This is a genomic window from Streptomyces sp. NPDC043726 (assembly GCF_056436565.1).
Genome location: NZ_JBWKCI010000002.1, coordinates 1 through 12,047, shown reverse-complemented (window position 1 = coordinate 12,047; position 12,047 = coordinate 1). Strand labels below are relative to the sequence as shown.

Annotated in this window: 14 protein-coding genes, 1 pseudogene and 1 riboswitch; of the genes and pseudogenes, 5 read left to right on the top strand and 10 right to left on the bottom strand. The window is 72.0% G+C overall.

Features of this window, described 5'->3' with window-relative positions; all coding sequences use genetic code 11:
* The first annotated feature begins 12 nt into the window (after nt 1–12).
* Nucleotides 13–1,215, top strand: coding sequence for a Gfo/Idh/MocA family protein (locus tag AC068Z_RS04785; protein WP_478552325.1), 1,203 nt, complete (start codon nt 13–15; stop codon nt 1,213–1,215).
* A 32-nt stretch (nt 1,216–1,247) separates the two neighbouring features.
* Here the strand turns inward: AC068Z_RS04785 and AC068Z_RS04780 are convergent, their stop codons facing one another.
* Nucleotides 1,248–1,943, bottom strand: coding sequence for a L,D-transpeptidase family protein (locus AC068Z_RS04780; protein WP_478552323.1), 696 nt, complete (start codon nt 1,941–1,943; stop codon nt 1,248–1,250).
* A 130-nt stretch (nt 1,944–2,073) separates the two neighbouring features.
* Nucleotides 2,074–2,856 (bottom strand): SDR family NAD(P)-dependent oxidoreductase, encoded by a 783-nt coding sequence (locus AC068Z_RS04775; protein ID WP_478552321.1) that lies wholly within the window; start codon nt 2,854–2,856, stop codon nt 2,074–2,076.
* Between the two features lie 51 nt (nt 2,857–2,907).
* Between AC068Z_RS04775 and AC068Z_RS04770 the strand changes: the two genes are divergently transcribed.
* On the top strand, nt 2,908–3,456 hold the full coding sequence (locus tag AC068Z_RS04770; protein WP_478552319.1) for a hypothetical protein: 549 nt from the start codon (nt 2,908–2,910) through the stop codon (nt 3,454–3,456).
* Here AC068Z_RS04770 and AC068Z_RS04765 read toward each other — a convergent pair.
* The 6 genes from AC068Z_RS04765 to AC068Z_RS04740 form a co-directional block, all read right to left on the bottom strand.
* Nucleotides 3,447–4,364: an SDR family oxidoreductase gene (locus tag AC068Z_RS04765; protein ID WP_478552317.1), complete on the bottom strand. Its 918-nt coding sequence runs from the start codon at nt 4,362–4,364 to the stop codon at nt 3,447–3,449. The genes AC068Z_RS04770 and AC068Z_RS04765 overlap by 10 nt on opposite strands.
* A gap of 174 nt (nt 4,365–4,538) precedes the next feature.
* Nucleotides 4,539–5,168, bottom strand: coding sequence for an MBL fold metallo-hydrolase (locus tag AC068Z_RS04760; protein ID WP_478552315.1), 630 nt, complete (start codon nt 5,166–5,168; stop codon nt 4,539–4,541).
* Nucleotides 5,168–6,253 carry an S-(hydroxymethyl)mycothiol dehydrogenase gene (locus AC068Z_RS04755; RefSeq protein ID WP_478552313.1) on the bottom strand — a complete coding sequence of 362 codons (1,086 nt, stop codon included), beginning with the start codon at nt 6,251–6,253 and terminating at the stop codon, nt 5,168–5,170. Before AC068Z_RS04755 ends, AC068Z_RS04760 begins: the two co-directional genes overlap by 1 nt.
* 87 nt (nt 6,254–6,340) lie before the next feature.
* Entirely contained in the window at nt 6,341–7,180 is an 840-nt protein-coding gene (locus AC068Z_RS04750; protein ID WP_478552311.1) for an SDR family oxidoreductase, read from the bottom strand.
* A 105-nt stretch (nt 7,181–7,285) separates the two neighbouring features.
* The gene (locus AC068Z_RS04745; RefSeq protein ID WP_478552309.1) at nt 7,286–8,200 is read right to left on the bottom strand and encodes a DNA-3-methyladenine glycosylase family protein; all 915 of its coding nucleotides are present in this window, start codon (nt 8,198–8,200) and stop codon (nt 7,286–7,288) included.
* Between the two features lie 73 nt (nt 8,201–8,273).
* Entirely contained in the window at nt 8,274–8,570 is a 297-nt protein-coding gene (locus tag AC068Z_RS04740) for a hypothetical protein (protein ID WP_478552307.1), read from the bottom strand.
* Nucleotides 8,571–8,876: 306 nt separating this feature from the next.
* Between AC068Z_RS04740 and AC068Z_RS04735 the strand changes: the two genes are divergently transcribed.
* Nucleotides 8,877–9,242 (top strand): nuclear transport factor 2 family protein, encoded by a 366-nt coding sequence (locus tag AC068Z_RS04735; RefSeq protein WP_478552305.1) that lies wholly within the window; start codon nt 8,877–8,879, stop codon nt 9,240–9,242.
* 17 nt (nt 9,243–9,259) lie between these two features.
* Nucleotides 9,260–9,344: riboswitch (ZMP/ZTP riboswitch) on the top strand.
* A 20-nt stretch (nt 9,345–9,364) separates the two neighbouring features.
* Nucleotides 9,365–10,213: a bifunctional 5,10-methylenetetrahydrofolate dehydrogenase/5,10-methenyltetrahydrofolate cyclohydrolase gene (locus AC068Z_RS04730; protein ID WP_478552303.1), complete on the top strand. Its 849-nt coding sequence runs from the start codon at nt 9,365–9,367 to the stop codon at nt 10,211–10,213.
* On the opposite strand, the gene AC068Z_RS04725 is transcribed toward AC068Z_RS04730, so the two are convergent.
* Both AC068Z_RS04725 and AC068Z_RS04720 read right to left on the bottom strand, forming a co-directional pair.
* The gene (locus AC068Z_RS04725) at nt 10,214–11,170 is read right to left on the bottom strand and encodes a CU044_5270 family protein (RefSeq protein ID WP_478552301.1); all 957 of its coding nucleotides are present in this window, start codon (nt 11,168–11,170) and stop codon (nt 10,214–10,216) included. It abuts the gene before it with no gap.
* Nucleotides 11,163–11,696: an RNA polymerase sigma factor gene (locus AC068Z_RS04720; protein ID WP_478552299.1), complete on the bottom strand. Its 534-nt coding sequence runs from the start codon at nt 11,694–11,696 to the stop codon at nt 11,163–11,165. The genes AC068Z_RS04725 and AC068Z_RS04720 overlap by 8 nt, the downstream gene beginning before the upstream one ends.
* A gap of 145 nt (nt 11,697–11,841) precedes the next feature.
* On the opposite strand from AC068Z_RS04720, the pseudogene AC068Z_RS04715 reads away from it, so the two are divergent.
* A pseudogene (locus AC068Z_RS04715) lies at nt 11,842–12,047 on the top strand (cbb3-type cytochrome c oxidase subunit I); the annotation flags it as partial.

The window sequence follows — 12,047 nt, the reverse complement described above, 5'->3', positions numbered from 1 at the left end:
GCACTCACTGAAATGACGTTCTCCCTCGGCATCGTCGGCGCCGGGCAGTTCTCCGGCAGTTTCGCCAAGCTGTTCCTGGCCCACCCCGGCGTCGGCGACGTCTACGTCACCGATCTGCTGCCGGAGCGCGCCGGACGACTGGCGGCCGCCGAAGGGCTGTCGGGCACGTTCCCCTCCTACCAGGCCATGCTGGAGTCGGAGTCGGTCGACGCCGTCGCGATCTTCACCCAGCGCTGGACCCACGGCCCGCTCGTGCTCCAGGGCCTGAACGCCGGCAAGCACGTCTACTCCGCCGTCCCCATGGCGATCACCACGGAGGAGATCGCCGCGATCATCGACGCGGTCAGGGCGACCGGACTGACGTACATGATGGGCGAGACCAGCCAGTACAACCCGGCGACCGTGCACGCCCGCAACCAGATCGCCGAGGGCGCCTTCGGACGGCTCTTCTACGCCGAGGGCGACTACGTCCACGACATGGACCTGGGGTTCTACGAGGCGTACCAGTACAGCGGCGGCGAGAACTGGAAGGCGACGGCCTCCTATCCCCCGCTGCTGTACCCCACGCACGCGGTGGGCGGAGTGCTCGGCGCCTGGCAGACGCACGCCGTCAGCGTGTCGGCGATCGGGGTGGTGGACGACCGGGGCGACGGGGTCTTCGACAAGTCCGTCAGCCAGTTCGGCAACGACGTGTCCAACGCCACCGCGCTGTTCGAGGTGGCGGGCGGCGGATCGTTCCGTACGAACGAATTCCGGCGGGTCGGCTATCCCTCCCACATCCGGGAGTCGCGTTTCCGCTTCTTCGGGACCCAGGCGAGCATGGAGCAGCTCGCCACGGTCGCGTTCTGGCAGGACAAGAACGGCGTGAAGGACATCAGCGAACTGCTGGAGCCCAAGTCCACCCTGTCCCCCGACGACCCGTCGCTCCAGCACATCGCACCGGAACTGCGCGCCGCCTTCACCTCGGGCTCGGCACCGGTGCACGACCGCGCACGCCTGCCGCGGGTGTTCGACCACCTCCCCAACGGCCACGAGGGCAGCCACCACTTCCTGGTGGACGACTTCGTGACCGCGGTCACCACCCGCACCCTGCCGTCCGTGAACGCCTGGGTGGCCGCCCGCTACACCCTGCCGGGCATCATCGCCCACGAGTCCGCACGGCAGGGCGGGGCACGGCTGGACATCCCGGACTTCGGGGACGCGCCTCAGGCGTGAGGCGGCTCCGCGAGCCGGGTGCCTGCCCTGACTCAGGTGCCCGGCTTGCGGCCGTACACGAAGACGTCGTCGCCCTTCTTCAGCAGGGACCAGTACTTCTTCGCGGTCGTCTTGGTCATGTTGACGCAGCCGTGCGAGCCCGGCGGGTTCCACATGCTGACGCCGACCGAGTGGAAGGCCTGACCGCCGTCGAAGAACTGGGCGTAGGGCATGGGCACGTCGTAGATGGTCGAGACGTGGTCGATGTTGCGCCAGTAGATCTTCTTCAGGCCGGTACGGGTCTCGTAGCCGTTACGGCCGGTGCGCACCGGGACCGGGCCGTAGACGAGCCGGTCGCCGTCCTGGATCCAGCTGAGCTGGAGCGTGAGGTTCACACAGGCGATCCGGCCCTTGTTGACCGGGCACTTGCCGTCCTTGTTGGGCTTGTTGCCGACGGCCTTCTGCTTGTTCATGAGGTCCATGACGCCCCAGGTCACGGGACCGGCGTAGCCGGCGTTCGGGGTGATCCCGTGCTTGGTCTGGAAGGCCTGGATGGCCTTGCAGTCGGCGCTGGACTGCTTCCCGTCGACCGGCAGACCGAGGAATTTCTCCACCTTCGCCTGATACGGCCCGGTCTGCGTCGTACAGCTCGCGGCCTGCGCCGGCGCGGCCCCGAGTGCGACGGTCAGCGGCGCCGTCAGCGCGGTGATGCCGAGGATGACGGCTCCTCGTCTGCGTATGTCCCCCATGGTCGGCCCTTCCCTTTTCCCATGTGTCCGGATCTCTGCCTGCTAGACGGACATGCGGGGAGAGAGGTTGTAGAGCTGACCGGGCTGTGACGAAACAGAGAACTTCGGGCCGTCCTCGCAGCCCGGCCGGTCAGTCCCGCATGAGCCCGAAACCGGTGTTGATCTCCGTGAGACCGCCGTCCACGACGAGGGTCGTGCCCGTGATCCAGGAGGCGTCGCGGGAGGCGAGGAAGGCGACCGCGGCCGCGATGTCCTCCGGTTCCCCGACCCGGCCCAGGGGGTACACCTGGCGAAACGCTTCCAGTTGTGCTTCCCGGCCCGCCCATGCCGTGGTGCGTACCGTGCCGGGGGCGACCAGGTTGACGCGGACCCCTCGGGGTGCCGCGTGCCCGGCGAGGGTCCGGGTCAGCGAGGCGAGGCCCGCCTTGGCGGCGCTGTAGGCATGGTTGCCGAAGCTCTGGATACCGTTGACCGAACCGATGGAGACGATCGCGCCCCGCCCGGTGGCCACCAGGTGGGGCAGGGCGGCGCGGCAGCAGCGGTAGGCGCCGGTCAGGGTGAGGTCCAGGTCACGGGCCCATACGTCGTCGGCCTCGTCCTCGAAGAGGGGCTGGTCGGGGGTGCAGCCGTAGGCGTTGTTCACCAGGACGTCGAGCGACCCGAAGGCCGCCACGGCGCGGGCCACGGCCGACTCGACGGAGGCGCGGTCCCCCACGTCACAGACGTACGGCTCCGCGGCGAGCCCCTGATCCCGCAGCGCTGCCGCCGTGCGGGCCGCCGCCTCCTCGTCCACGTCCGTCACCAGCACCCGCGCGCCCTCCGCGGCGAACCTGCGGGCCGTGGCCGCGCCGATGCCGCGGGCCGCGCCGGTGACGAGAACGCCGTACCCCTCGAAGCGTGTTGTGTCCGTCATGGGGCAGCACGGTACTGCCGTCGAGATCAACTCGGCAGATACCGTGCACCCATGTCTGCGTTCCTCCAGCAACTCCCGGCCCTGCTGGGCGTCGTGATCGGCGCACTCGGCTCCTATCTCGCGCTCGTCCGCAGCGACCAGGCCCGGTTCCGGCGGGAGGAGGCGGCGCGGTGGGAGGAACGGCGGCTCTCGGTGTACTCCGATTACGCGCGGTCGGTGAAGAAGACGGTCACCGTGGCGTACCGGGTCGCCGCCGAGCAGGGCAGCGGCACGCACCCGGACCCGCTCTCCCTCGAAGAGGCCAAACCGCTGCTGGCCGAGGCGAACGACGGACGCGACCCCTCGGGCGAGGCGCTGCTCATGCTGGGCAGCGTCGAGGTGGTGGACAAGGCACGGGCCTGGGTCGTGACGGTGATGGAGATGGAGCGGTTCATACGGGAGGGCCGGCCCGACCCGGAGGCCTGGCAGGCGCTCCTGGCGCAGCAGCGCGCCGGGCGTGAGGGCTACTACACGGCCGTGCGCAAGGACCTGGGCCTGCCGCCCGGCCACTCGGCGCGCTGGCGACTGCCGGTGTCGCAACCGGTGCCCGATCAGCGGTAGCCGGTGGTGTCGGCGGGCTTGCCCGCGTCCTGGACCTCGACCAGATACCGCCAGGCGTCCGGGCGGCTGCCGTCGAGGTCGGTGAAGCCGTACTCCTGGGCCAGGGCGCCGCTGGACAGGGAGCCGCCGTTGAAGCGGGCCACGTCGGGGTCGGCGGCCAGGGCGGCGACGGCACGGCCGACGTAGCGCGGGGTCTCCGAGATCGCGAAGTGCGGGACCTTGTCGAGGGCGTCGCGCCAGTTGTCCTCGCGCACCCCGTACGTGTCCAGCATCATCTCCGAGCGCAGCCAGCCCGGGGTGAGGGCGAGGGCGGTCGCCCCGCGCGGGCCGAGCTCGTGGCCGAGGGAGAAGGCCATGCGCAGGACGGACGCCTTGACGAGGTCGTAGAAGAAGGAGGCCCGGTAGCGGGTGCGGTTGTAGTCGTCCGTGCCGTCGGTCATCTCCACGACCAGCCCACCCGGGTTCCGCAGGAGCAGGGGCAGGGCGTAGTGGCTGGTGATCGCGTGCGTCTCGACGCCGAGGCGCAGCAGCCTCAGCCCGTTGTCCAGGTCGTGCTCCCAGACGGGGGTGTCCCAGCCGAAGAGCTTCTCGCCGCCCCAGACGTCGTTGACGAGCACGTCGAGACGGCCCTTCTCGTCGGCGATACGGTCGACCAGCGCGCGCACCTGGTCGGGTTCCAGGTGGTCGGTGGGTACGGCGATCCCCAGGCCGCCCGCCTCCGTGACGAGCTCGGCGGTGTCCTCGATGGTCTCCGGGCGGTCGTACTCGGAGCGGCGCTCGCGGGTGGTGCGGCCGGTGACGTAGACGGTGGCACCGGCCGCGCCGAGCTCCACGGCGATCCCGCGCCCGGCTCCGCGGGTCGCTCCGGCGACGAGGGCGACCTTGTCCTTCAGGGGCTGTGACGACATGTGCGGCCTTTCGTGGGTGGCTTTTCTGGTACCACCTTCTCGGGTAAGCCGGACATCTTCTGTCGGGATTTGGGTCGGGTGGGGGATGCCGGGGGTTGGTTCATGGACCACGTCGTTGGCTGCTTCCCCGGAGACGACCCGGACGCGCTGAACCAGGCCGGGCGGCGGGGCCGTTCAGTGGCCCCTGGCGATCCACTCCTCCAGGTGGGGGGCCTCCGCGCCGATGGTCGTGGCCTCGCCGTGGCCCGTGAGGACCTTCGTCTCGGGTGGGAGGGTGAGCAGGCGGTCCCGGATGGAGTCGATGATCGTCGGGAAGTGGGAGAAGGAGCGGCCGGTGGCGCCGGGGCCGCCCTTGAAGAGGGTGTCGCCGGTGAAGACGGCGCCCAGGCCCGGGTCGTAGAGGCAGACCGCGCCCGGCGCGTGGCCGGGGGTGTGCAGGACCCTGAGGTCGGCGCCGGCGGCCTCGATGACCTGGCCGTCCAGGAGGTGGGCGTCCGGGTCGCGGTCGGGGTGGGTCTGCTTCCACAGCGCGAGGTCGTCGGGGTGCAGCCAGATGGTGGCGCCGGTGCGCTCGGCGAGGGCGGGCGCGGCGTCGATGTGGTCGTTGTGGGCGTGCGTGCACACGATCGCCGTCAGCCGGCGGTCGCCGACGGCCTCGGCGATGGCGTCCGCGTCGTGGGCGGCGTCGATGACGACGACCTCGTGGTCGTCACCGACGAGCCACACGTTGTTGTCGACGTCCCACGTACCGCCGTCGAGGCTGAACTGCCCCGAGGTCACGAGTCGTTCGATGCGCGCGGCCATCACAGCACCACCACCGAACGCAGCACGTCACCCTCGTGCATCCGCTCGAACGCCTTCTCCACCTCGTCCAGCGCGATCGTCTCGGTCACGAACGCCTCCAGGTCCAGGCGGCCCTGCAGATGCAGGTCGATCAGCATCGGGAAGTCGCGGGAGGGCAGACAGTCCCCGTACCAGGACGACTTGAGCGCGCCGCCGCGGCCGAAGACGTCCAGCAGCGGCAGTTCAAGCTTCATCTCCGGGGTCGGGACGCCGACCAGGACCACTGTCCCGGCCAAGTCGCGCGCGTAGAAGGCCTGTTCGTACGTCTCCGGGCGGCCGACCGCCTCGATGACGACGTCCGCCCCGAAGCCGCCCGTCAGCTCGCGGATCGCCTCGACGGCGTCCGTCGTACGGGAGTTCACGGTATGCGTGGCACCCATGGCGCGGGCCTTGTCCAGCTTGCGGTCGTCGATGTCGACAGCGATGATCTTCGCGGCGCCCGCCAGCCTGGAGCCGGCCACCGCCGCGTCACCGACGCCGCCGCAGCCGATGACCGCGACCGTGTCGCCCCGGCCCACGTTCCCGGTGTTGATCGCCGCGCCGATACCGGCCATCACCCCGCATCCCAGCAACCCGGCGACCTGCGCGGAGACGGCCGGGTCGACCTTGGTGCACTGCCCGGCCGCGACCAGCGTCTTCTCCGCGAAGGCGCCGATGCCGAGGGCGGGCGACAACTCGGTGCCGTCCAGCAAGGTCATCTTCTGCTTCGCGTTGTGGGTGTCGAAGCAGTACCAGGGCCGCCCCCGCAGACAGGCACGGCACTGCCCGCACACCGCACGCCAGTTGAGGATCACGAAGTCGCCGGGCGCGACATCGGTGACGCCGTCGCCGACCGACTCGACGACCCCGGCGGCCTCGTGGCCGAGCAGGAACGGGAAGTCGTCGTTGATCCCGCCCTGTTTGTAGTGCAGATCGGTGTGGCAGACACCGCAGGCCTGGACGCGGACGACGGCCTCGCCCGGCCCCGGATCGGGCACGACGATCGTCTCCACCCGGACCGGTTGGTCCTTGCCCGGTGCGATCACGCCGCGTACCTGCTGCGCCATGGTGCTGACCCCTCTTCCTAGGGCGATGTCCGTCTCCCCGACCCTACGCGTCACTGATCGGAAACGGCAGGCGACGCGGAAAGCGGTTCAGGCCCTCAGCACCTGCTCCAGCGAGGTGGCGGGGTGGCCGGTCAGCTCCTCGATCGCGCCGGTCACCCCGGCCAGGGAGCCGTCGGCGACGGCGGTGTAGGTGGAGACCCAGGCGTCGAGCTGCCAGTCGGGCGCGCCGTAGCCCTCGCGGGAGGCGTAGGCCTCCTCGACCGTCTCCGGGACGTACGAGACGGCGCGTCCGGTGACGGCGGCGACGGTGGCCGCGATGTCGCTGAAACCGAGCGCCTCGGGGCCGGTCAGTTCGTAGGCGCGTCCGGCGTGCGCGGCGGGGTCGCGCAGGACCGCGACGGCCGCGTCGGCGATGTCGTCCTGGGCGACCACGGCGGCCCGCCCGGCGCCCGCGGGGCCGCGGATGACGCCGTCCTCACCGACGAGGGCGGGCATGAAGTCGGCGTACAGGTTGTCCCGCAGGAAGGTGAACGGCAGGCCGCTGGCGCGCAGATGCTCTTCGGTGTGCCAGTGGTCGCGGGCCAGGGTGAAGGTCGCGTCGGGGGCGGCGCCGTAGAAGGAGATGTACACCAGGTGCGCGACCCCGGCCGCGACGGCGGCGTCGATGAAGGCGCGGTGGTGTTCGACGCGGTCGGGGGTCTCCGAGGCGGAGACCATCAGGACGCGGTCGGTGGGGCGCAGGGCGCGGACGACGGCGTCGTGGTCGTCGTAGACGCCGGGTACGGCGGTGGCACCGGGCAGTTCGGGGGCTCGGGACGGGTTGCGGACCAGGAGGGTCTGCGGGATTCCGGCGGCGGCCAGTCGGCGGGCGATACGTCCGCCCAGGCGGCCGGAGGCGCCGGTGACGGCGTAGGTGGGCTCGGCCATGGCGTGCTCCTTGCGGGGGGGGTGCGGGGGTCGGCTGTCGATCCGTATCAGACGTGTGTGCGGTCGACAGGGGTGACACGCGCTGGTGGGCAGGGGTGACACGCGCTAGTGGAACGGTCCCGCGCGGGGCGCCCGGGGTCCGTGGCGCGGGGCGGCTCCCGGGCCGAGTTCGAGCAGGCGGACGACGCGGTAGCGATGCGGGCGCAACGGCTCGTAGAACGCCTCGATCTCGTCCTCCGCCAGCGGCCGCCCCAGGAGCGCCACGCCCGTGAGCGTGCCGAGGTGGTAGTCGCCCAGGGGCAGCGCGTCCGCGTCACCCAGGGCCCGGTGGCCGACCTGGGCGGCGGTCCAGACGCCGACGCCGGGCAGCTTCGCCAGCACGTCGTACGCCCGTTCGGGATCGCCGGCGCAGCGGTCGAGCCGTACGGCGTGGCGGGCGGCCTCGACGACGGTGGCGGAGCGGTGCAGGTCCACGCCCGCCCGGCGCCACTCCCAACTGGGTACGGTGCGCCAGATCTCCGGGGGCGGGGGCACGCGCATGCCGTCGGGCGCGGGGCCGGGCGGCGGCTCCCCGTACTTCCGGACCAGGCGGGCGAAGGAGGCGGCGGCGTCCAGGCCGACGACGCGCTGTTCGAGGACCGCGGGCACGAGGGCCTCGAACAACCGCCCGGTGCAGGGGATCCGTAGGCCGGGCAGGCGGTGTACGGCCCCGCGCAGCACGGGGTGAGCGGGCCGGAACAGTTCGGGCCGGTCGCCCTCGCCGAGTTCACGGCGCACGGAGTCGGCGAGTTCGGCCGCGCCGGGTCCCCAGACGTCGACGCCGAGGTCGTCCAGGCGGTACTGGCGGATGCGGTAGGTGACCGCCCCGGAGGCGGTGCGCGCGACGCGCCAGACGGTGCCGTCGGGTTCGACCCGGTGCGTGGGGTCGCGGGAGCCGCGGCGCAGGCTCGACAGGGTCAGCCGCGCGTCCACGGGGAAGCCGGGCCGCCAGCGCACGGACCGGTCCGGAGGCTGCCGCATGCCTCCACCCTCCCGGAAACCCCGAAGGGCCGCCCGGCGGTCCGGGCGGCCCTTCGGGGCGGGGTACGGCGGGTCAGTACTCGATGCCGGGGAGCAGACCGGTGACGGGGGCGGCCAGGTCGGTGACCTGGTGCAGCTGGTTCAGCTCGTGCACCCGGTTGAGCTCGTTCAGCTGCGCCGAAGGCCGCGGCATGGCCGCCTTGTGCTGCTCCGGGATGTCGCTCACGGTCAGTGAGTCGAGCATGCGGATCGGGCTGAGGTTCGCGCCGGGGGCGGCCTCCGCCTCGGCCGCGCTCGCCAGCGGCGCGGCGAGGCCGGTGGCCGAGACGGCCAGACCGACGGCGGCGACGATACGTCGAGTTGAGATCATGTTCGGAGCAACGCCGACGGGCCCCCGCCGGACACGGCCGCCGACCACGGCTCACCCGTGAGGCGGACCGGCCCACCACGCTCGCCCCGCCCGCAGACCAGCGCGCCCGCACCCGCGAGGCCGCCCCGAGGCCGCGGCCCCGACCGGGAACCCACCCCAGCCCCCCGACCGCGAGCGACGGCCGCCCGGCCCGGCCCCCGTGGTCGCCCCCGCTGCGCTTGCCGAGGCTGCCGGGGCGGAGGAGCCTCGTAGGTGAGGCCGTCGCGGCACGCTCCCCCGAGGCCGCGGGCCTTCGAGGAGGCAACCATGGGCAGCGCGGCACGCCCCGGCTTCGACACCGAAGCCCTGCGCCGGGGCATCGAGGGAGACACGGCGACGACGCTCCTGTCGCTCTACGCGGACGACGCCGAACTGCGCGTCGTGGACCGCAACACCCAGCCCAGCAGTCCCCGGGTCCTGCACGGCCGTGACGAGATCAGCGAGTTGCTGGAGGACGTCTACAGCCGCGACATGACCCACAAGCTGGAGCGCTGCGTCGTCGAGGGCGACACCGTCGCCTTCAGCGAGTCCTGTCGGTACTCCGACGGGGTACGGGTGCTCGCCGAGTCGATGGCGTCCGTGAAGGACGGCAAGATCGTCGAGCAGACGATGATCCAGGCCTGGGACGAGTAAAGGAGTCCGTTAGGGTGGGGGCGGGCCGTGACTGGCGCTGAGGTGGAGCACCACCGGGGAGCGGCCTACGCAGAGTCGATGCCGTGCGCCTGGGCGAACCGGAACAAGCCCAGGAGTGGATCATGTCTCAGGCACGGCTCATGGACGGCACGTCCCTCGCCCGCACGATCGTCGAGGAGACCGCCGAGCGAGCGGCCCAGCTCACCGAGCGCACCGGCACCACGCCCTGTCTGGCGACGGTTCTGGTCGGCGAGGACCCGGCGTCGGTCACCTACGTCCGGATGAAGCAGAACCGCTGCCGCAAGGCCGGCATCGAGTCCCGGCACGTGGCGCTGCCCGCGGCCACCACCACCGAGGAACTCGTCGCCGAGCTGCGGAAGCTGTCGGACGACCCCGGGGTGCACGGCATCCTGCTCCAGCACCCGATGGGCGCGCACATCGACGAGCGGGCCGCGTTCGAGGCGATAGCGCCGGAGAAGGACGTGGACGGCGTCACCTTCGCCTCCTTCGCCACGATGAGCTTCGGACTGCCGGGCTTCGTGTCCTGCACGCCCGGCGGCATCATGCGGCTGCTGGACGCCTACGACGTCGATCCCTCCGGCAAGCGCGCGGTGGTCGTCGGCCGCAGCGCGATCCTGGGCAAGCCGGCCGGCATGCTGCTGCTCGCCCGCGACGCGACGGTGACCTACTGCCACTCCCGTACGGCGGACCTGTCGGCGGCGGTCCGGGAGGCGGACATCGTGGTCGCCGCCGTGGGGCGGCCCCGGCTGATCCGGGGTCAGGACATCAAGCCCGGCGCGGTCGTCGTCGACGCCGGGTACAACGCGGGGAACGTCGGCGACGTCGACTTCGACTCCGCCGTCGAGCGAGCCTCGCTGATCACGCCGGTGCCGGGCGGGGTGGGTCCGATGACGATCGCCGTCCTGCTGGAGCAGACGGTGACCGCGGCCGCCCGGCAGCTCGGGGTGTGATCAGCGCGTCCAGGCGCGGTACGACATCACGTCACCGGCCCTGACGCCGTACTCGGGCTCCGCCGCGGCGAAGGTGCTCTCGAGTCCCAGGACGGCGCCGGTGGCCGGGTCCAGGATCAGCATCCGGCGGATGCCGGAACCGTCGTGCACGTACGCCTGTCCGACCCGTCCGAGCCGGTCCGTCACCCGGCCCACCGGCCTGAGCCCCTCGGCGTCCGCCAGCAGCCGGGTGAGCGCGGCCGACTCCCGGGCGCCGAGCGTCCAGGTGTCGAGCAGCACCCCGACGGCGTCGAGGAGTTGGCCGGTGTCCAGCCGGCTTCCGCTGTACGTGGCCTCCTGGAGGTAGGCACGCAGGCGCGCGGGGTCGGCGGGCGGCCCCGACTGGGGCGGGGCGTCGCTCCAACTGGGCGGGTACGTCCGCCTGCTGAGGACGTGGCCGTCGTCGACGAGTTCCCCGTCGTCGGTCAGCACCGGCCGGCCGGGGTGCGTGGGGTCGGTCGCCACGACGAGTTCCGTGTGGCTGCCGTCGGCCCGCCACCGCACGAGACGTTCCTCGGGGAGCGTGACCGGCGGCTCGTCCTCGCTCATCCCGAGGCTCCACGACCGTACGTGGGTGCCCTTGCGGAGCTTCGGCGCACCGTCGGCCGCCGCCGCCTGCCCCCTGTCGGCCAGGGTCCGCAGGGTTACGGGCGTGGCGTCGGCCCGCACCACGAGCGGGCGGGGTGCGGCGAGGGCGGGGGTGGTGGTCCGGTCGGAGAACAGCAGCGCCGACACGAGCGCGGCGACCAGGGCCGTGGCCGTCAATGCCCAGCGCAGGCGGGGCCGGCGGGAGGTCCGGTCGTTCAGCAGCCGGTTCAGGTGGCGTTCGGCGGTGTGGTCCAAGGGTCCGTCGCCGAAGTGGGGGCCGTCGGTCGGGACCGGGTTGGCGCCGCGGAGGAGGTCGAGTTCGTCAGCCATGGCCGTGCTCCTTGGCGGGGGTCGTGGGGCCGATGCGGTCGATCTCGGCTCTGAGCCGGCGCCGGGCCCGGTGCAGGCGCATGGCCGCGGCGCGGGTGCCGCAGCCGAGGGCGAGGGCCACTTCGTCGATGCCGAGTTCCTCCCAGGCCGTCAGCCGCAGCACCTCCTGGTCGGCCGGGGAGAGCCGGGCGAGGGCGTCGTGCACCCAGGCGCCGGGGGCCTCCGCGTCGGGGCCGTCCTCCACGTGCCGGCCGTGGGCCGCGTCGTCGTTGCCCATCCGGCGCACCAGTCGCCGTCTGCGGCCCTGGCCGCGTACCGCGTTCGCCAGGCAGTTGCGTGCCACGCCGTACAACCAGGGCAGCGGGGTCGCGGGCAGGTCGGCACGGCGCCGCCAGGCCACCGTGAACACCTCCGCCACCACTTCCTCGACGTCGTCCGTGCGCCCGTCGAGGCGCCGCGCGACATAGCGGCTGACCGCCCAGTAGTGCTCGCGATAGGCAGCGGCGAAGATCTCGTCGTTGCTCATGTCCCGTTCGTGTCCGGCACCCCCGGGATCGTCACACCCGGTCTCGGTGATTCTTGTCGCGTCCCCGAAGTGTGACGTGGGCCCGGGGCGCGGACACAGGCGGGTCGTGAGAGACCAAGTCGACAGAGACCGAAACGTCAGCAGCATCAAGTGGCTGACGACCACCGACCACAAGACGATCGGAACGCTCTATCTGATCACCTCGTTCGCGTTCTTCTGCGTCGGTGGCGTCATGGCGCTGTTCATGCGCGCCGAGCTGGCCCGGCCTGGTCTGCAGATCATGTCGAACGAGCAGTTCAACCAGGCGTTCACGATGCACGGCACGATCATGCTGCTGATGTTCGCGACGCC

Coding starts and splice junctions, on each gene's coding strand:
- AC068Z_RS04785 (WP_478552325.1), top strand. CDS start 13: ATGACGTTCTCCCTCGGCATCGTCGGCGCCGGGCAGTTCTCCGGCAGT.
- AC068Z_RS04780 (WP_478552323.1), bottom strand. CDS start 1,943: ATGGGGGACATACGCAGACGAGGAGCCGTCATCCTCGGCATCACCGCG.
- AC068Z_RS04775 (WP_478552321.1), bottom strand. CDS start 2,856: ATGACGGACACAACACGCTTCGAGGGGTACGGCGTTCTCGTCACCGGC.
- AC068Z_RS04770 (WP_478552319.1), top strand. CDS start 2,908: ATGTCTGCGTTCCTCCAGCAACTCCCGGCCCTGCTGGGCGTCGTGATC.
- AC068Z_RS04765 (WP_478552317.1), bottom strand. CDS start 4,364: ATGTCGTCACAGCCCCTGAAGGACAAGGTCGCCCTCGTCGCCGGAGCG.
- AC068Z_RS04760 (WP_478552315.1), bottom strand. CDS start 5,168: ATGGCCGCGCGCATCGAACGACTCGTGACCTCGGGGCAGTTCAGCCTC.
- AC068Z_RS04755 (WP_478552313.1), bottom strand. CDS start 6,253: ATGGCGCAGCAGGTACGCGGCGTGATCGCACCGGGCAAGGACCAACCG.
- AC068Z_RS04750 (WP_478552311.1), bottom strand. CDS start 7,180: ATGGCCGAGCCCACCTACGCCGTCACCGGCGCCTCCGGCCGCCTGGGC.
- AC068Z_RS04745 (WP_478552309.1), bottom strand. CDS start 8,200: ATGCGGCAGCCTCCGGACCGGTCCGTGCGCTGGCGGCCCGGCTTCCCC.
- AC068Z_RS04740 (WP_478552307.1), bottom strand. CDS start 8,570: ATGATCTCAACTCGACGTATCGTCGCCGCCGTCGGTCTGGCCGTCTCG.
- AC068Z_RS04735 (WP_478552305.1), top strand. CDS start 8,877: ATGGGCAGCGCGGCACGCCCCGGCTTCGACACCGAAGCCCTGCGCCGG.
- AC068Z_RS04730 (WP_478552303.1), top strand. CDS start 9,365: ATGTCTCAGGCACGGCTCATGGACGGCACGTCCCTCGCCCGCACGATC.
- AC068Z_RS04725 (WP_478552301.1), bottom strand. CDS start 11,170: ATGGCTGACGAACTCGACCTCCTCCGCGGCGCCAACCCGGTCCCGACC.
- AC068Z_RS04720 (WP_478552299.1), bottom strand. CDS start 11,696: ATGAGCAACGACGAGATCTTCGCCGCTGCCTATCGCGAGCACTACTGG.